We start from the raw sequence: 18,229 nt of genomic DNA, 5'->3' as shown, positions 1-18,229 counted from the left end.
TATGAACACCATGACATTAACACCGGGTCATCTGAGCTTTGTGCAACTACGCGACATCTGGCAGCAGCCGGTCAAACTGAGCCTCGATGCTGCCGCGATTGATGCTATCAACGCCAGCGTCGCCTGCGTCAATAATATTGTCGCTGAAGGCCGTACGGCGTATGGCATTAATACCGGCTTTGGCCTGCTGGCCCAGACCCGTATCGCCACGGAAGATTTGCAAAATTTGCAGCGCTCGCTGGTGCTTTCCCATGCGGCAGGTGTCGGCGAGGCGCTGGACGACGCGATGGTGCGTCTGATTATGGTGCTGAAAATCAACAGCCTGGCGCGCGGTTTTTCCGGTATTCGCCTGAGCGTGATTGAAGCGCTGATTGCGCTGGTGAATGCCGAGGTGTATCCACTGATCCCGGCGAAAGGCTCAGTGGGGGCATCGGGTGACCTGGCGCCGCTGGCGCATATGTCTTTGACGCTGCTCGGAGAAGGGAAGGCGCGCTGGCAGGGGGAATGGCTCCCGGCGACCGAAGCGCTGAAAAAGGCCGGGCTGGAGCCGATTACGCTGGAGGCGAAAGAAGGGCTGGCGCTGCTCAACGGAACTCAGGCGTCCACCGCCTTTGCGCTGCGCGGATTAATTGAAGCTCAGGAGCTGTTTGCGTCTGCAACGGTTTGCGGGGCGCTGACCACCGAAGCCGTGCTGGGCTCTCGTCGTCCGTTTGATGCCCGTATTCATGCCGCACGAGGACAGCGTGGGCAGATTGATGCCGCGACGCTGTATCGTCACGTATTGACCGACACCAGCGCGCTTTCGCAGTCGCATCATAACTGTGAGAAAGTGCAGGATCCGTATTCTCTGCGCTGTCAGCCGCAGGTGATGGGGGCGTGTCTGACGCAAATGCGCCAGGCAATGGATGTTCTGCTGGTCGAAGCCAACGCGGTTTCCGACAACCCGCTGGTATTTGCCGAAGAGGGGGATGTCATTTCCGGCGGTAACTTCCATGCTGAACCGGTGGCGATGGCGGCAGATAATCTGGCGCTGGCGATTGCCGAAATCGGCTCGTTATCGGAGCGACGTATTGCGCTGATGATGGATAAACACATGTCGCAACTGCCGCCGTTTTTGGTGAAAAACGGTGGGGTGAACTCCGGCTTTATGATTGCTCAAGTCACGGCTGCCGCGCTGGCGAGCGAGAACAAAGCGCTGGCGCATCCGCATAGCGTGGACAGCCTGCCAACCTCCGCCAACCAGGAAGATCATGTCTCAATGGCGCCAGCGGCGGGCCGCAGACTGTGGGAGATGGCGGCGAATACGCGCGGCGTGATTGCCGTAGAGTGGCTGGCGGCGTGTCAGGGGATTGACCTGCGTGAAGGGTTAACCTCAAGCCCGCTGCTGGAGCAGGCGCGCCAGACGCTACGTGAGCAGGTTGCCCACTATACACAGGACCGTTTTTTTGCCCCGGATATCGAGTGCGCGACCGAACTGTTAGCGCAGGGCGCGTTGCTGCATTTAGTTCCGGAGTTTCTGTAAAAATGCCGGATGGCGCTGGCGCTTATCCGGCCTACAAACCAGCTCGTAGGCCGGATAAAACGCGTTAGCGTTGCCATCCGGCACGGAGGTTAGCTAAACATCGCCGTAATTGAGGCGCTGGCGAGCGAGTGGAAATGGACGTTAAATCCAACCATCGCGCCGCTGGCGTCCTCATCGACATCAATACGCTCCACATCCAGCGCATGAACCGTAAAGATATAGCGATGGGTTTCCCCTTTCGGCGGCGCAGCGCCACCATAACCGGCTTTACCAAAATCCGTACGGGTCTGAATCACGCCATCCGGTAGCGCAACCAGCCCCGAGCCGTAACCTTGTGGTAAAACCCGGGTATCTGCAGGCAGATTTACCACCACCCAGTGCCACCAGCCGGAGCCGGTTGGCGCATCAGGATCGTAACAGGTCACGACAAAGCTTTTAGTCCCGGCGGGCACATCATCCCATGCCAGATGCGGGGAAATATTATCCCCGTCATATCCCATGCCGTTAAAGACGTGGCGATGAGGAAGCTTTTCGCCATCGCGCAGATCGTTACTGATTAGTTTCATGCTGACTCCTCTCGTTAGCCAAAAAGTGTAGCCAGAAACCGTAGAGCTTACCGCTGGTTAATCGCTAAAAAATGTTGCATTGCGCACAGCCTCGTTGACGGCTTGGGTCAGACGACACAGTTGTTCGGGCTTGATGATGTACGGCGGCATCAGATAAATGAGCTTACCAAACGGTCTTACCCACACGCCCTGTTCGACAAAGAACTTCTGTAAAGCGGCCATATTCACCGGATGCGTGGTTTCGATGACGCCGATGGCACCAAGCACGCGCACGTCGGCGACCCAACGGGAATCAGCCGCCGGGGCGAGCTCTGCCCGCAGTTGCGCTTCTATGTTCGCTACCTGCGAGCGCCACTCGCCGGTTTCGAGTAACGACAGGCTGGCGGAGGCGACGGCGCAGGCCAGTGGATTGCCCATGAAAGTCGGGCCGTGCATAAAACATCCGGCTTCACCGTTGCTGATGGTTTCCGCGACCTGGCGGGTGGTCAGAGTCGCGGAAAGGGTCATTGTCCCGCCGGTTAACGCTTTGCCAAGGCACAAAATATCCGGGGTGATATCGGCGTGTTCACAGGCAAACATTTTGCCGGTGCGACCAAATCCGGTGGCGATTTCATCGGCAATCAACAGGATACCTTCACGGTCACACATCTTACGGATGCGCTTTAACCACTCAGGATGGTACATGCGCATGCCGCCAGCGCCTTGTACGATTGGTTCAAGGATCACCGCCGCAATTTCGTGGCGATGTGCGGCCATCAGGCGGGCGAACGGTACCATATCCAGTTCGTCCCACTCGCCGCCCATGCGGCTTTGCGGGGCGGGCGCAAACAGGTTCTCCGGCAGATAACCCTTCCACAGACTGTGCATCGAGTTGTCGGGATCGCAGACCGACATTGCGCCGAAAGTATCGCCGTGATAACCGTTACGAAACGTCAGGAAACGCTGACGGGATTCACCTTTGGCCTGCCAGTATTGCAGCGCCATTTTCATCGCAACTTCCACGGCGACCGAACCAGAATCCGCGAGAAAAACGCACTCCAGCGCCTCGGGCGTCATCGCCACCAACTGGCGACACAGCGCAATAGCCGGGGCATGGGTAATGCCGCCAAACATCACGTGCGACATGGCATCAATCTGCGTTTTCATCGCGGCATTCAGCTGCGGGTGATTGTAACCGTGGATTGCCGCCCACCAGGATGACATACCGTCAATCAGCCGCTCACCGTTGGCTAATATCAGTTCACAACCTTCGGCACTGGCCACCGGATAAACCGGTAGCGGGGAGGTCATGGAGGTGTAAGGGTGCCAGATATGGCGTTGGTCAAACGCAAGATCGTCCGTTGTCATAATCGACTTGTAAACCAAATTAAAAAGATTTAGGTTTACGAGTCTACACCAAACTAACAACGAAACGTATACCAATATGGCTCATTCTTCTCGCTGGACAATGTCGCAAGTCACCGAATTATTTGAAAAACCGCTATTGGATCTGTTGTTTGAAGCGCAGCAGGTTCATCGTCAGCATTTCGATCCGCGGCAGGTTCAGGTCAGTACGCTGCTGTCGATTAAGACCGGTGCCTGTCCGGAGGACTGCAAATACTGCCCGCAAAGTTCCCGCTATAAAACCGGACTGGAAACGGAACGTTTGATGGAAGTTGAACAGGTTCTGGACTCTGCACGTAAGGCGAAACAAGCCGGTTCAACGCGGTTTTGCATGGGCGCGGCGTGGAAGAACCCGCACGAACGCGATATGCCGTACCTGGAACAAATGGTTCAGGGCGTGAAAGAACTGGGGCTGGAAGCCTGTATGACGCTGGGCACGCTGGACGAATCTCAGGCCCAGCGCCTGGCCAATGCGGGTCTGGACTACTACAACCACAACCTCGATACCTCGCCGGAGTTCTACGGTAATATCATCACCACCCGTTCGTACCAGGAGCGACTTGATACGCTGGATAAAGTGCGTGAGGCGGGGATTAAAGTCTGCTCTGGCGGTATCGTGGGGTTAGGGGAAACGGTTACCGATCGTGCCGGTTTATTGCTGCAACTGGCGAACCTACCCACACCGCCGGAAAGCGTCCCCATTAACATGCTGGTGAAAGTAAAGGGCACGCCGCTGGCCGATAACGACGATGTGGATGCGTTTGATTTTATTCGTACTATCGCTGTCGCGCGCATCATGATGCCGACCTCGTACGTGCGTCTTTCTGCCGGGCGCGAGCAGATGAACGAACAGACCCAGGCAATGTGTTTTATGGCCGGGGCCAACTCGATTTTCTACGGCTGCAAACTGCTCACTACACCCAACCCGAACGAAGACAAAGATCTGCTTTTATTCCGCAAACTCGGTCTGAATCCGCAGCAAACGGCGGTACTGGCGGGTGATAACGAACAGCAGCAACGTCTGGAGCAGACGTTGCGCACCCCGGATACAGACGACTACTACAACGCGGCAACCGTATGACCTGGCAGCAAAAAATTGACGATGCGCTCACTTTGCGTCGTTCTGCTGATGCTCTGCGTCGCCGCTATGCGGTGACACAGGGGGCAGGGCGCTGGTTGTTGGCCGAGGGGCGTCAGTATCTGAATTTTTCCAGTAACGATTATCTGGGGTTGAGTCACCATCCACAGATAGTCTGTGCCTGGCAGCAGGGGGCTGAACGTTTTGGCGTCGGCAGCGGGGGTTCAGGCCATGTTAGCGGCTATTCCATCGCGCATCAGGCGCTGGAAGACGAACTGGCGCAATGGCTGGGTTATTCACGAGCATTGCTGTTCATTTCCGGTTTCGCCGCCAACCAGGCGGTGATCACAGCGTTGATGGGAAAAGATGACCGGATTGTCGCCGACCGCCTCAGCCATGCGTCGTTGCTGGAAGCGGCCAGTCTGAGTCCCGCCGTGTTACGCCGTTTTACCCATAACGACCCGCAACATTTGGCTCGTCTGCTGTCTGCCCCCTGTCCGGGGCAGCAGTTGGTGGTGACCGAAGGCGTGTTCAGCATGGATGGCGACAGCGCACCGCTGGCGGAAATTCACGCTGAGGCGCAACGCCAGAATGCGTGGTTGCTGGTGGATGATGCCCACGGTATAGGCGTTAGCGGTGAGGAAGGGCGCGGCTCATGCTTCCGACAGCAGGTGAAACCTGAGCTGTTAGTGGTGACCTTCGGGAAAGGATTTGGCGTCAGCGGCGCGGCAATCCTGTGTTCAGACAGCGTGGCCGATTATCTGCTGCAGTTTGCCCGTCACCTGATTTACAGCACCAGCATGCCTCCGGCGCAGGCGCAGGCCTTACGCGCCGCGCTGGCGGTGATCCGCAGCCGTGAGGGCGATGAACGCCGGGAAAAACTGGCCATGCTGATCCAACGTTTTCGTGCTGGCCTGGATATTGCGGATTTCACGCTGGCAAACTCAGACAGTGCCATCCAGCCATTGATCGTGGGCGATAACCATAAAGCACTGCAACTGGCGGAGGTTTTACGCGCCCAAGGTTGTTGGGTGACCGCCATCCGGCCTCCTACGGTACCGGTCGGCACCGCCAGATTACGGCTGACGCTGACGCAGGCGCATGAATGCCAGGATATCGACCTCTTGCTGGAGGTGCTGCATGGCGCAGGTCAATAAGCAGGCCATTGCTGCTGCATTTGGACGCGCCGCTTCCCACTATGAACAACATGCCGGGCTACAGTGCCAAAGCGCCGACGCCTTGCTGGCGCTGCTTGGTGAACGGGATTATGCACGGGTACTGGATGCGGGGTGCGGCCCAGGGCGCATGAGTCGCTACTGGCGTGAGCAGGGAAGCGAAGTCAGCGCACTGGATCTTTCTGAACAAATGCTGGCAGAGGCACAGCGGCAAAATGCCGCCCACCACTATCTGCTGGCGGATATTGAAGCCATCCCTCAAAACTCTGCCACTTTTGACCTGGCCTGGAGCAATCTGGCGGTGCAGTGGTGCAGCGATTTACACGGCGCGTTAAGTGAGCTTTGCCGGGTTGTGCGCCCCGGAGGCACGGTGGCGTTTAGTACCCTGGCACACGGCTCGATGCCGGAATTACGCCGGGCGTGGCAAGCGGTAGATGACCGGGAGCACACCAACCGTTTCTTGCCCGTGGAGCAACTTGAAAAGGCTCTGCATGGCTGGGACGTCGAGTATCAGCTTCATCCGGTGACACTGTGGTTTGACGATGCGTTGAGCGCCATGCGCTCGCTCAAAGGGATCGGTGCGACGCATCTCCATGATGGACGCGAACAGCGCGTACTGACCCGTTCACAGCTGCAGCAGTTACAGTTAGCCTGGCCCTCTGTACAGGGAAAATACCCGCTGACGTATCAACTTTTTTTAGGAGTAATTCAACGTGACCAGAACGTATTTTGTCACCGGGACGGACACTGAGGTTGGTAAAACAATTGCCAGCTGTGCGCTCCTGCAGGCCGCGGGGCAATTGGGTTATCGAACGGTCGGCTATAAGCCCGTGGCGTCCGGTAGTGAAATAACGGCTGAGGGTCTGCGTAATAGCGATGCTCTGGCATTACAGCGCAACAGCGCTGTGGCAGTGCACTATACGGCAATCAATCCCTATACCTTTGCCGAACCCACGTCACCGCATATCATCAGCGCTGACGAAGGTCGCCCTATTCAGGCCTCAGTGATGTCTGCGGGGTTACGTAAGCTGGAAGAACAGGCTGACTGGGTGCTGGTGGAAGGCGCTGGCGGTTGGTTTACGCCGCTTTCACCCACGCTGAGTTTTTCTGACTGGGTACAAACAGAACAACTGCCGGTGATTATGGTGGTTGGCGTCAAGCTTGGCTGCATCAACCATGCCATTCTGACTGCGCAAGCGGTACAACAGGCTGGGTTGACGCTGGCGGGGTGGGTCGCCAATGATGTGACTCCGCCAGGGAAACGCCATGCTGAATATATGGCAACGCTGAAACGCGCGATTCCGGCTCCGCTGCTGGGGGAAATCCCATGGCTGGAGGACGAGCCAGAACGCGCAACGACAGGGCACTATCTCGACCTTAGCGTTTTGCCTCTGGCGCCATCCAGTCGTTAAGAAACGGGTCGCTGAGCTGCGCCAGTTGTCCCTGGGCCACATTGCGTCCGCGATGTAACAGGCAATAGCAATCAGCGACCCGACGAATAAACGGCAGGCTTTGCTCTGCGAGCATTATGGCGATGCCCAACTCCTGGCTTAGCCTCACAATCAGGTTCCCCAGCTTGTGGATATACGCCTGGCCCGTTCCTCGCGTAGGCTCATCGAGGATTAGCAGGCGTGGGCGTGTAACCAGCGCGCTGGCGAGTGCGAGCTGGTGCTGATTATCCTCTGATAAGGCAACCCCTTTGGTCTGACGCAGACTGTACAACTGTGGGAAGAGGCTGTATATATCGCTGCTGTTCATCGTTTCGCTTTCTTCAACCGCCTGGCGCGCAATATGCAGATTTTCCTCGACCGTCAGTTGCGAAAAAATCCGTCTCTGTTGTGAAACGGAGTTAATACCCAGCGCAATGCGATTTGCCGCCGGGATCGGACTCAGATCGCGCGGTGGCGCGCCTGCCTGATGCCAGACCATCGTACCGCTTTCGATAGGCAAATTGCCGATGATGCAATTGGCCAGCGTCGTTTTCCCCATCCCCGGAAGTCCCAGCACACCGGTACATTTGCCGGGCTGCAGGTCGAGATCCACATCCCATAGCGTGTGCTGGTTACCGTAATAGTGATTCACTGCGCGAAGACTCAACATAGGTTTTCTCCATCATGAAGTTATCCGCCCGACAGGCCGGGGAGCAGAAGAAAATTGCAAATCTCTTGCCACAAATGGGAAATGCGCGAAAAACAGCGGGATAGCGTGATCCATCGGCAGCGATGTCTGGTTTTTAACGATCCGGGTTAATTTTGCGCACATTGCCAGTGCCTGGTCGCGTCGGGATGGTGCAGGCAGGTAAATGGTGAAAATGCGAGCAAGATCTCGACAGCCTCCAGGGCTCCGTTGGCTGATAAATATAAAAAAATGGCGATAATTTTTTTTTATCCCACCCGAAAAGAGCAAGTCGGTGTTTTTGCCAGGCGGCAGTCAGCACGGGCTGGAGGCAGTTATCCACTATTCCTGTGGATAACCTTGTGTATTAGAGTTAGAAAACACAATGTAAGCGAGAGAAGACGCGGCCTGCGACTAAATTGATGCGAAAGACGGCTCGAGAGAATAGTTATTGAAATACAGAATGTTAGATAAAAGCAATGGCTGTCGCGGAAGTGTCATGCGTTGCCATAAAACTTTCATCTGCCGTCTTGACAAATGTTAAAAAAGTCATTGGTTTGGGGATAACACATTTTTACTGGTGTTTTATCTCGCCAGTGCCAAAATTTTAGCCTGCTCTGACGGGCATTCTGATGGCGTAACAGAAATATTCTGGTGCGTTACTGTTTTTTCATCCAGTATATTTTACTGGCAAAATATACTGCTGCGAGTAAAATTACACACCTGCCCGCCCATTGCTTCAGGTAGCTGCTCATGAGTAAACCGTTCAAACTGAATTCCGCTTTTAAACCCTCTGGCGATCAGCCTGAGGCGATTCGTCGCCTGGAAGAAGGGCTGGAGGATGGTCTGGCGCATCAGACGCTGCTCGGGGTGACGGGGTCGGGGAAGACATTCACTATTGCCAACGTGATTGCGGATTTACAGCGTCCGACGATGGTGCTGGCCCCTAACAAAACCCTCGCAGCCCAGTTGTACGGCGAGATGAAAGAGTTCTTCCCGGATAACGCAGTGGAATATTTCGTCTCCTACTACGACTATTATCAGCCGGAGGCTTATGTCCCGAGCTCTGATACTTTTATCGAGAAAGATGCGTCGGTAAACGAACACATTGAACAGATGCGTTTGTCGGCGACCAAAGCCCTGCTTGAACGGCGGGATGTGGTGGTGGTGGCCTCTGTTTCCGCGATCTATGGTCTGGGCGATCCGGATCTGTATCTGAAGATGATGTTGCATCTGACGGTGGGGATGATTATCGACCAGCGCGCGATCCTGCGCCGGCTTGCTGAACTGCAATACACGCGTAACGATCAGGTATTCCAGCGCGGGACGTTCCGCGTGCGTGGTGAGGTGATCGACATCTTTCCGGCCGAATCTGACGATATCGCGCTGCGTGTTGAACTGTTTGATGAAGAAGTTGAGCGCTTGTCGCTGTTCGACCCGCTAACCGGGCAGGTTGAATCCACTATTTCGCGCTTCACCATTTACCCGAAAACCCACTACGTGACACCGCGCGAACGTATCGTGCAGGCAATGGAAGAAATTAAAGTCGAGCTGGCGGAGCGGCGTAAAGTCCTGCTGGCGAACAACAAACTGGTAGAAGAACAGCGTTTAAGCCAGCGTACGCAGTTCGATCTGGAAATGATGAACGAGCTGGGTTACTGCTCGGGGATTGAAAACTACTCCCGCTATCTGTCCGGGCGCGGCCCTGGCGAGCCGCCGCCGACGCTGTTTGATTACCTGCCTGCCGATGGCCTGCTGGTGGTGGATGAATCCCACGTTACGATTCCGCAAATTGGTGGCATGTACCGTGGCGACCGGGCACGTAAAGAGACCCTGGTCGAATACGGATTCCGTCTGCCGTCGGCGCTGGATAACCGCCCGCTCAAATTTGAAGAATTTGAGGCGTTGGCCCCACAAACCATCTACGTCTCAGCGACGCCGGGCAACTATGAGCTGGAGAAATCCGGTGATGAAGTTGTCGATCAGGTGGTACGACCGACCGGCCTGCTGGATCCGGTCATTGAAGTGCGTCCGGTGGCGACACAGGTTGATGACCTGCTGTCGGAGATCCGCACCCGTGCGGCGATTAACGAACGTGTGTTGGTCACAACGCTCACCAAACGCATGGCGGAAGACCTCACCGAATACCTCGAAGAACACGGCGAGCGGGTGCGCTATCTGCACTCCGACATCGATACCGTGGAACGTATGGAAATCATTCGTGATTTGCGTCTGGGCGAGTTTGACGTGCTGGTTGGTATCAACCTGTTGCGAGAAGGCCTGGACATGCCTGAGGTCTCTCTGGTGGCGATTCTGGATGCGGACAAAGAAGGGTTCCTGCGTTCGGAACGATCGCTTATCCAGACCATAGGTCGAGCGGCGCGTAACATCAACGGTAAAGCGATTCTCTACGGCGATAAAATTACCGCATCGATGGCGAAGGCCATTGGTGAAACCGAACGTCGTCGCGAGAAACAGCAACTGTATAACGAAGAGCACGGTATTACGCCACAGGGGCTGAACAAGAAAGTGGTCGATATTCTGGCGCTGGGTCAGAATATTGCGAAGACCAAAGCGAAAGGTAAAGGGAAGTCGCGTGCCGGGGCGAAATCCGAGGTTGTTGAGCTGGACATGACGCCGAAAGCGCTGCAGCAGAAGATTCACGAGTTAGAAGGTCAGATGATGCAGCATGCCCAGAACCTTGAGTTCGAAGAGGCCGCGACGATCCGCGACCAGTTGCATCAACTGCGCGAGCTGTTTATCGCGGCGTCTTAACGCGTAGCCGGATGGCGGGGTAAACCCTTTATCCGGCCTACAGGGTAGATCGTGTTTGTAGGCCTGATAAGCGCAGCGCATCAGGCAAATACGTTCAACCTAACGCCTGCACCGCTTTCTCCAGCGCGCTATGCAGCAGTTGACGGTCATGACGGTAGGGAATATCGCTGGCCTCCAGTTCATCCTGAATCACAATGCGGTCGGTCATGGCCGAAACATCGACTTTTGGTCCGACAATCACCGCATCAATCACCTTCTTACCAACATATTGCTCAATGATGGCCAGCTTATCGGCAAGCGTCAGGCTGGCGGCAGGCAGGCTGAGTTCGCGTCCCAGATTGCCGATATAAACCATTGGTGCCGGTGTGCGACGCAATGCCTGCGCCATTTCGTCAAGCAGCAATAGCGGCATCAGGCTGGTATAAAAACTCCCCGGTCCTATCAGGATCAGGTCCGCTTCCGCGATGGTTTCAATCGCCTCTCGCGTGGCGGGAACTTTAGGTGAGAGCATTAATTCTTGCGGCAGGGTAGTGAGCTGGTCGATATTTACTTCGCCATACACTTCATGTCCCTGATCGTCGAGCGCCATCAGGTCCACCGGTAGTTCTGACATGGGAATTAAATGTGCATCAACTTTTAGCAGGCTACGAATTAAATTGATGGCTTCCAGAGGCCGCACGCTGAGGTGATCGAGCGCCTTTAACATCAGATTTCCGAGGTTATGGCCGGAAAGTTCGCCATTACCGCCAAAACGATACTCAAACATCGCCGATGCGACGCTTGGTTGGGTAATTAACTGGTTGAGGCAGTTCCGCATGTCTCCCCAGGCAATACCGCCTTCTGAACGGCGAATTCGCCCCGTGGAACCGCCGTTATCGGTGGTCGTGACGATGCCCGTCAGGCGTGAACCTAAAGAAGAAAGTGACGACAGAACGCGTCCTAATCCATGCCCTCCGCCGAGAGCGACAACGCGATCCAGATCTGCCAGCGTACGAGTGCGCATAGTTATTCCTGATATCAATTGATCGGCGTTACAGTAACGTAAATAGCGTGTTTTCAGCAATTATCCAGTCGCCATCTGCAGAAAATAATTTTCTGCGATCTACCCCTTTCTGACGACATCCACCTGATAGCAAGATGATGTATATCAATGCAAAACGATGGTTTTTGCTTATTCTGTAGCGAAATTGCACGATCATGCCGCTATATACATATTTATACAGCGAAAGTGTACATGGCAAAAGTGTCATTTACACGCTAGTATCGGCATAACCACAATGTACTCGAAGCATGACGAGTATAAACACTCTAGCCTCTGCACCTGGGTCAAATGATACGGTGCTTTGGCCGTGACGATACGTGAATACGATTGTCACCAGGGCGCAGGAAGAAATGACTTCGCCTCCCGTATTTGGAAAGGTGTACATGGGCTCTCAACTTACCGATGCATTCGCGCGTAAGTTTTACTACTTGCGTTTGTCGATTACCGATGTGTGTAACTTTCGTTGCACTTACTGTCTGCCAGATGGCTATAAGCCAGGTGGTGTGACTAATAACGGCTTTCTGACCGTTGATGAAATTCGCCGCGTCACGCGTGCGTTCGCCAGCCTGGGAACGGAAAAAGTGCGTCTGACAGGTGGCGAACCGTCACTGCGTCGCGATTTTACCGACATTATTGCTGCCGTACGTGAAAACGACGCCATCCGTCAGATTGCGGTAACCACCAATGGTTATCGTCTGGCGCGCGATGCTGCTGCCTGGCGCGATGCCGGACTGACCGCGCTCAACGTCAGCGTCGACAGCCTGGATGCCCGTCAGTTTCACGCCATTACCGGGCAGGATAAGTTTCAGCAGGTGATGGCGGGGATTGACGCCGCCTTCGATGCCGGTTTTGAAAAAGTGAAAGTCAACACCGTGCTGATGCGCGACGTAAACCATCATCAACTGGACACCTTCCTCGCCTGGGTTCAACCACGGCCGATTCAGCTACGTTTTATTGAACTGATGGAAACGGGTGAGGGCAGCTCTCTCTTCCGCAAACACCATATCTCCGGGCAGGTACTGCGCGATGAACTGCTTAAGCGCGGCTGGATCCACCAGTTACGCCAGCGCAGCGACGGTCCGGCTCAGGTTTTCTGTCATCCTGACTATGCCGGTGAAATTGGTCTGATCATGCCTTATGAGAAAGACTTCTGCGCCACCTGCAATCGCCTGCGTGTTTCATCCGTCGGCAAACTTCATCTGTGTTTATTTGGTGAAGGCGGGGTGAACTTGCGTGATTTGCTGACCGACGACGCCCAGCAGGCTGCGCTTGAAGAACGTATCTCTGCCGCGTTGCTGGAGAAAAAGCAGACCCATTTCCTGCATCAGAACAATACCGGTATTACGCAAAACTTATCTTACATTGGCGGCTGATCGCTAAAAGGAGTTTCTCATGAGTCAGGTAAGCGCTGAATTTATCCCGACACGCATTGCTATTCTTACTGTTTCCAACCGTCGTGGCGAAGAAGATGACACCTCCGGCCATTATCTGCGCGACTCGGCGCAAGAAGCGGGTCATCAGATTGTTGATAAGGCGATTGTCAAAGAGAACCGCTATGCGATTCGCGCTCAGGTTTCAGCCTGGATTGCCAGTGACGATGTGCAAGTGGTGCTCATTACTGGCGGCACTGGGTTAACCGAAGGGGACCAGGCACCGGAAGCGCTGCTGCCGCTGTTTGACAGAGAAGTTGAAGGGTTTGGCGAAGTCTTCCGTATGCTGTCGTTTGAAGAGATTGGTACCGCGACGCTGCAGTCTCGAGCGGTTGCCGGGGTGGCCAATAAAACGCTGATTTTCGCCATGCCGGGGTCGACCAAAGCGTGTCGTACCGCCTGGGAGAATATCATTGCGCCGCAGCTTGATGCCCGTACGCGTCCGTGTAATTTCCACCCACATTTGAAGAAATAAGTATGTCGCAACTGACTCATATTAACGCCGCTGGCGAAGCGCACATGGTGGATGTCTCCGCCAAGGCGGAAACCGTACGCGAGGCGCGTGCTGAAGCATTCGTGACCATGCGTAGCGAAACGCTGGCGATGATTATCGATGGTAGTCATCATAAAGGTGATGTTTTCGCCACGGCGCGTATTGCGGGTATTCAGGCCGCCAAACGTACCTGGGATCTTATCCCGCTGTGCCATCCGCTGATGCTGAGCAAGGTCGAAGTCAATCTTCACGCCGAGCCGGAGCACAATCGCGTACGCATTGAAACGCTGTGTCGCCTGACCGGTAAAACCGGCGTTGAAATGGAAGCGTTAACAGCAGCCTCCGTGGCGGCGTTGACCATCTACGATATGTGCAAAGCAGTGCAAAAGGATATGGTGATTGGTCCGGTGCGTCTGCTGGCAAAAAGCGGCGGCAAGTCCGGAGATTTTAAGGTAGATGCGCATGATTAAGGTTCTCTTCTTTGCTCAGGTACGCGAACTGGTGAACACCGATGCGTTAGAAGTTGCCGCCGAGTTTGCAACGGTAGAAGCGCTGCGCAAGCATCTTGCGGCAAAAAGCGATCGCTGGGCGTTGGCGCTGGAAGACGGCAAGCTGCTGGCGGCGGTAAACCAGACGCTGGTCAGTTTTGATCATCCTCTTAACGCGGGTGATGAAGTCGCTTTCTTCCCGCCGGTAACCGGAGGCTAAAATGGCTGAAACGCGAATTGTTGTTGGCCATGCGCCGTTTCGCGTCGGGGATGAGTATCCCTGGCTGGCAGAGCGCGATGAAGACGGCGCGGTAGTCACTTTCACCGGTAAAGTGCGCAATCACAATCTCGGTGACAGCGTTAAGGCGTTAACGCTGGAACACTATCCGGGAATGACCGAAAAAGCGCTGGCGGAAATCGTCGACGAAGCGCGTTCGCGCTGGCCGCTGGGCCGGGTAACGGTGATCCATCGTATTGGCGAACTGTGGCCGGGCGATGAAATTGTTTTTGTCGGTGTGACCAGTGCACATCGTAGTAGCGCGTTTGATGCCGGGCAATTCATTATGGATTACCTGAAAACGCGTGCGCCGTTCTGGAAACGCGAAGCCACGCCAGAAGGTGAACGTTGGGTCGACGCCCGCGACAGCGATAAGCAAGCAGCAAAACGCTGGTAGAGTACAATTGGTTTAGGCACATACTGACTCAGGAGATTGTCATGGACCGATTCCCACGATCCGATTCTATTGTGCAGGCCCGTTCCGGCCTGCAAACCTACATGGCGCAGGTCTACGGCTGGATGACCTGTGGGTTGTTACTGACGGCGTTTATTGCATGGTACGCGGCGAATACGCCTGCGGTGATGATGTTTGTCTTTTCCAGCAAAATTACCTTCTTTGGGCTGATCATTGCACAGCTGGCGCTGGTATTTGTCCTGTCCGGCATGGTGCAAAAGCTCAGTGCTGGAATGGCAACGACGCTGTTTATGCTCTACTCGGCGTTAACCGGTCTGACGCTATCAAGCATTTTCATTGTCTATACCTATTCGTCTATCGCCAGTACCTTTGTGGTCACCGGCGGGATGTTCGGTATCATGAGTTTGTACGGCTACACCACCAAACGCGATCTCAGCGGCTTTGGCAACATGCTGTTTATGGCGTTAATTGGTATCGTTCTGGCCTCGTTGGTTAACTTCTGGCTGAAGAGCGAAGCGCTGATGTGGGCGGTGACCTACATTGGGGTGATTGTGTTTGTCGGCCTGACCGCCTATGACACGCAAAAGCTGAAAAATATCGGTGAGCAAATTGACCTACGCGACAGTTCCAACTTGCGTAAATACGCCATTCTTGGGGCCTTAACGCTGTATCTGGACTTCATCAACCTGTTCCTGATGCTGCTGCGTATTTTCGGTAATCGTCGTTAATTCTCTGTTGCCGGATGGCGCCACGCTTATCCGGCCTACCGCTTGGTATCGAAAGTAGGCCGGATAAGGCGTTAAGCCGCATCCGGCACTACAGTCACGGTGATTTAGCCATCGCTTCCTCGTTTTTTACCCGCGCTTTTTCGCCCAACTTCGCTATCAGGTTTTTCCTCCTGCATCCTCGGTTTGAATGCGATCTTGTGTTTCGATCGCGGGTTGTGCTGGCGGCTCCACTTCAGTCAGGCGCGGAGTGTGTGCCGGTAGCCAACCGACCAGTGCCGGGAAGTGGCGTAAAAAGTGAAATGCTAATACGCTTTTGGTCAGGTTCCACCAGGTGCGTCTGGGTAACATTGATTCATCAACTCGCTGGCAGTCCTGCGCAATAATGGGATTCAGGTTGTCGCGCAGGATCTGATTGAAAGCACGGTCATGAATAATGAGATTGGCTTCCAGATTTAGCGACAGACTGAGCGGGTCAAGATTGCTGGACCCGACGGTAGCCCAGTGATCGTCCATCAGCGCCACTTTGCCATGCAGCGGCTTGCGGTGATATTCGTAGACGTGGACGCCCCCTTTGACCAGATAGTTATACAGCAGCCGGGCGCCCACTTTCACAATGGGTATATCAGGCTCGCCCTGAACAATGAGTTTTACCCGTACGCCGCGTCGTGCTGCTTTACGCAGGGCATGCAACAGACGATAACCGGGGAAGAAATAGGCATTGGCAATAATCACTTCCCGCTTTGCCTGCGCGAGCATTTTCAAATAATGGCGTTCAATATCATCGCGATGTTCCTCGTTATCACGCCAGACGAACAGCGCCTGCGCTTCACCGGGGCGATGATTTTCGACTGCCCGGTGATGCCGTCGCCACCAGCGGCGTACGGCGCTTTGTCCCGGCAGGTTTTCCAGCACGAATGTCAGAATATCAACCACAATCGGACCTTCAACACGCACAGCGTAATCTTGCTTGGCTTCCGGCCCGTAGTCAGACATGTGTTCGGCGGAGTAATTAATACCGCCGACGAAGGCGATGCGATCGTCAATGACCACAATTTTGCGATGCATCCGGCGAAACAGATTGGTGCGCATCCCGAACAGGCGTGGGCGCGGATCGTAATAACGGAAAACAATACCCGCCGCGGTTAACTCTTCGACAAAGCTGTCGCTTAGATCCGGTGAGCCGTAGCCGTCCAGCAACACCTCTGCGGCGATCCCGCGGTGTGCGGCAGCGAGCAGTGCGGCATGTAGCTGTTTCCCGACCGCATCTTCAAACCAGATAAAGGTCTCCAGAATGATTTTTTGCTCCGCGTGCTCAATCGCGTGAAATACGGCGGGATAGTACTGATCGCCATTTTCCAGTAGCTGAATTTGATTGCCTTCACGCCAGCCAGTTTTCATACACGAATCTCCGCACTCAGAGGGGCATGATCGGACAAATGTCGCCAGTGACGCAGCGCCAGCGTCGTTGGGGTACTGGCATTCGCGTTTTTCACATAGATCCTGTCCAGACGCAGCAGGGGAAACTGCACCGGAAATGTTCGCGCCGGGCGACCGTGAGCGCGGGTAAAAATCTCGTCAAGGCCGGCCTGGCTCTTCAACGGATAATTTGCCTGTTGTCGCCAGTCGTTAAAATCGCCAGCAACCACCACGGGATCCGCGTTGGGCAGGGCATTGACCCAATTTGCCAGCATGCTGAGCTGTGCCTGGCGATGGGCTTCACGCAAACCGAGGTGGACGCACATCACATGAATCGGGCGGGAAAGCATCGGCGGCACAATGCGACAGTAAAGCACACCGCGTTTTTCACTCGTGCCAACGGATACATCACGGTTTTCATAATGCTCAATGGGGTAGCGCGATAGCACGGCGTTGCCGTGATGCCCCTGTGAATACACGGCATTGCGCCCGTAGGCGAAATCGCGCCACATGGTGTCGGCCAGAAACTCGTAATGGCTGGTATCCGGCCAGTTTTCTATCTGCAGTGAGTGTACGTCGTGAGCGCCCAGCACTTCCTGCAGGCACACAATATCTGCGCCAACTGCCCTGACGGCATCCCGCAGCTCGGGCAAAATAAAGCGTCTGTTAAAGGCGGTGAAACCCTTGTGAGTGTTAATGGTGAGCACATTGAATGAAAATCGGTCTGCTGATTCGCTCATGATTCTCCCGTTGGCGTCACTTTCCTGACTCTCTCCATCATCCTTCGGGATGGGGGGTTTGACCGTATCGCGAATTCTGTGGCGAAATAAATAGTGTAGTCGCCGTCACAAAAAGATGCGGTGTTGCGGAATTTTCCGTAAAGTCCGGTACTCTGAATAATTAGTTAAAAATCCTTCAGGAGAAAAGCCATGAGGTGGCAACAACGTGTTCGTGTCGCAACGGGTCTAAGTTGCTGGCAGATTGTGTTGCATTTACTGGTAGTGGCGTTGCTGGTAATGGGCTGGATGAGCGGCAAGCTGGTGCACGTCGGCCTGGGATTATGCGTCGTGTATGGCGTAACGGTTATCTTAATGCTGGCATTGCAACGTCACCATGAACAGCGCTGGCGTGATGTGGCTGACGTGCTGGAAGAGCTGACGACCACGTGGTATTTCGGTGCGGCAATGATCGTACTGTGGTTACTGTCGCGTGTGCTGCAAAACAACGTGTTACTGGCGCTGGCGGGGCTGGCGATCCTTGCCGGACCCGCAGTGGTCTCGCTGTTGGCGAAAGACAAAAAGTTACATCACTTTGCGTCTAAACATC

General features: G+C 54.8%; 19 protein-coding genes and 1 riboswitch. Of the genes, 13 read left to right on the top strand and 6 right to left on the bottom strand.

Features of this window, described 5'->3' with window-relative positions:
* The first annotated feature begins 1 nt into the window (after position 1).
* The gene (gene hutH, locus FDX03_RS00405) at positions 2 to 1,522 is read left to right on the top strand and encodes a histidine ammonia-lyase (protein ID WP_121584384.1); all 1,521 of its coding nucleotides are present in this window, start codon (positions 2 to 4) and stop codon (positions 1,520 to 1,522) included.
* A gap of 89 nt (positions 1,523 to 1,611) precedes the next feature.
* On the opposite strand, the gene FDX03_RS00400 is transcribed toward hutH, so the two are convergent.
* Together FDX03_RS00400 and bioA are read right to left on the bottom strand one after the other, a co-directional pair.
* Positions 1,612 to 2,088, bottom strand: coding sequence for a kinase inhibitor (locus FDX03_RS00400; protein ID WP_137345328.1), 477 nt, complete (start codon positions 2,086 to 2,088; stop codon positions 1,612 to 1,614).
* A gap of 57 nt (positions 2,089 to 2,145) precedes the next feature.
* On the bottom strand, positions 2,146 to 3,435 hold the full coding sequence (bioA, locus tag FDX03_RS00395; RefSeq protein WP_061067562.1) for an adenosylmethionine--8-amino-7-oxononanoate transaminase: 1,290 nt from the start codon (positions 3,433 to 3,435) through the stop codon (positions 2,146 to 2,148).
* Positions 3,436 to 3,511: 76 nt separating this feature from the next.
* Here bioA and bioB point away from each other — a divergent pair, with 76 nt between their 5' ends.
* From bioB to bioD, 4 genes are read left to right on the top strand one after another with little or no spacing between them, the layout of a single operon-like run.
* Positions 3,512 to 4,552, top strand: coding sequence for a biotin synthase BioB (bioB, locus tag FDX03_RS00390; protein WP_121584387.1), 1,041 nt, complete (start codon positions 3,512 to 3,514; stop codon positions 4,550 to 4,552).
* On the top strand, positions 4,549 to 5,706 hold the full coding sequence (gene bioF / locus FDX03_RS00385; RefSeq protein ID WP_137345327.1) for an 8-amino-7-oxononanoate synthase: 1,158 nt from the start codon (positions 4,549 to 4,551) through the stop codon (positions 5,704 to 5,706). Before bioB ends, bioF begins: the two co-directional genes overlap by 4 nt.
* Positions 5,690 to 6,475 carry a malonyl-ACP O-methyltransferase BioC gene (gene bioC / locus FDX03_RS00380; protein WP_101741871.1) on the top strand — a complete coding sequence of 262 codons (786 nt, stop codon included), beginning with the start codon at positions 5,690 to 5,692 and terminating at the stop codon, positions 6,473 to 6,475. Before bioF ends, bioC begins: the two co-directional genes overlap by 17 nt.
* Positions 6,438 to 7,136: a dethiobiotin synthase gene (gene bioD / locus FDX03_RS00375; RefSeq protein WP_061067566.1), complete on the top strand. Its 699-nt coding sequence runs from the start codon at positions 6,438 to 6,440 to the stop codon at positions 7,134 to 7,136. The genes bioC and bioD overlap by 38 nt, the downstream gene beginning before the upstream one ends.
* Here bioD and FDX03_RS00370 read toward each other — a convergent pair.
* Positions 7,102 to 7,824 carry an ATP-binding cassette domain-containing protein gene (locus FDX03_RS00370; protein WP_137345326.1) on the bottom strand — a complete coding sequence of 241 codons (723 nt, stop codon included), beginning with the start codon at positions 7,822 to 7,824 and terminating at the stop codon, positions 7,102 to 7,104. The genes bioD and FDX03_RS00370 overlap by 35 nt on opposite strands.
* Positions 7,825 to 8,592: 768 nt before the next feature.
* Between FDX03_RS00370 and uvrB the strand changes: the two genes are divergently transcribed.
* Positions 8,593 to 10,614 (top strand): excinuclease ABC subunit UvrB, encoded by a 2,022-nt coding sequence (uvrB, locus tag FDX03_RS00360; RefSeq protein ID WP_121584389.1) that lies wholly within the window; start codon positions 8,593 to 8,595, stop codon positions 10,612 to 10,614.
* A 94-nt stretch (positions 10,615 to 10,708) separates the two neighbouring features.
* Here the strand turns inward: uvrB and yvcK are convergent, their stop codons facing one another.
* Positions 10,709 to 11,617 carry a uridine diphosphate-N-acetylglucosamine-binding protein YvcK gene (gene yvcK, locus FDX03_RS00355; RefSeq protein WP_061067569.1) on the bottom strand — a complete coding sequence of 303 codons (909 nt, stop codon included), beginning with the start codon at positions 11,615 to 11,617 and terminating at the stop codon, positions 10,709 to 10,711.
* A gap of 289 nt (positions 11,618 to 11,906) precedes the next feature.
* Positions 11,907 to 12,052, top strand: a riboswitch (molybdenum cofactor riboswitch).
* On the opposite strand from yvcK, the gene moaA reads away from it, so the two are divergent.
* From moaA to FDX03_RS00325, 6 genes are all read left to right on the top strand, one after another.
* Complete coding sequence (gene moaA / locus FDX03_RS00350; protein ID WP_115602345.1) at positions 12,040 to 13,029, top strand: GTP 3',8-cyclase MoaA; 990 nt, start codon at positions 12,040 to 12,042, stop codon at positions 13,027 to 13,029. It overlaps the preceding riboswitch by 13 nt.
* A 19-nt stretch (positions 13,030 to 13,048) precedes the next feature.
* Entirely contained in the window at positions 13,049 to 13,561 is a 513-nt protein-coding gene (moaB, locus tag FDX03_RS00345) for a molybdenum cofactor biosynthesis protein B (protein ID WP_115643677.1), read from the top strand.
* Between the two features lie 2 nt (positions 13,562 to 13,563).
* Positions 13,564 to 14,049, top strand: a complete 486-nt coding sequence (gene moaC / locus FDX03_RS00340; protein WP_003035188.1) for a cyclic pyranopterin monophosphate synthase MoaC — start codon at positions 13,564 to 13,566, stop codon at positions 14,047 to 14,049.
* Complete coding sequence (gene moaD / locus FDX03_RS00335) at positions 14,042 to 14,287, top strand: molybdopterin synthase sulfur carrier subunit (protein ID WP_032948888.1); 246 nt, start codon at positions 14,042 to 14,044, stop codon at positions 14,285 to 14,287. The genes moaC and moaD overlap by 8 nt, the downstream gene beginning before the upstream one ends.
* Before the next feature lies 1 nt (position 14,288).
* Positions 14,289 to 14,741, top strand: a complete 453-nt coding sequence (gene moaE, locus FDX03_RS00330) for a molybdopterin synthase catalytic subunit MoaE (RefSeq protein ID WP_061067572.1) — start codon at positions 14,289 to 14,291, stop codon at positions 14,739 to 14,741.
* 41 nt (positions 14,742 to 14,782) lie between these two features.
* Complete coding sequence (locus FDX03_RS00325; RefSeq protein ID WP_040230421.1) at positions 14,783 to 15,487, top strand: Bax inhibitor-1/YccA family protein; 705 nt, start codon at positions 14,783 to 14,785, stop codon at positions 15,485 to 15,487.
* A 156-nt stretch (positions 15,488 to 15,643) separates the two neighbouring features.
* Here FDX03_RS00325 and clsB read toward each other — a convergent pair whose 3' ends face one another.
* Both clsB and FDX03_RS00315 read right to left on the bottom strand, forming a co-directional pair.
* Positions 15,644 to 16,885 carry a cardiolipin synthase ClsB gene (clsB, locus tag FDX03_RS00320; protein ID WP_115643675.1) on the bottom strand — a complete coding sequence of 414 codons (1,242 nt, stop codon included), beginning with the start codon at positions 16,883 to 16,885 and terminating at the stop codon, positions 15,644 to 15,646.
* Complete coding sequence (locus FDX03_RS00315) at positions 16,882 to 17,643, bottom strand: endonuclease/exonuclease/phosphatase family protein (RefSeq protein ID WP_121584392.1); 762 nt, start codon at positions 17,641 to 17,643, stop codon at positions 16,882 to 16,884. The genes clsB and FDX03_RS00315 overlap by 4 nt, the downstream gene beginning before the upstream one ends.
* Positions 17,644 to 17,832: 189 nt before the next feature.
* Between FDX03_RS00315 and FDX03_RS00310 the strand changes: the two genes are divergently transcribed.
* A partial coding sequence (locus tag FDX03_RS00310) for a YbhQ family protein (RefSeq protein ID WP_137345451.1) occupies positions 17,833 to 18,229 on the top strand: 397 nt, incomplete at its 3' end.

This window comes from Citrobacter sp. wls827 (genome assembly GCF_005280875.1).
GTDB classification, from domain to species: domain Bacteria; phylum Pseudomonadota; class Gammaproteobacteria; order Enterobacterales; family Enterobacteriaceae; genus Citrobacter; species Citrobacter youngae.
The sequence above is the reverse complement of the archived record's forward strand: the minus strand, read 5'-3'. Positions and strand labels throughout refer to the sequence as shown.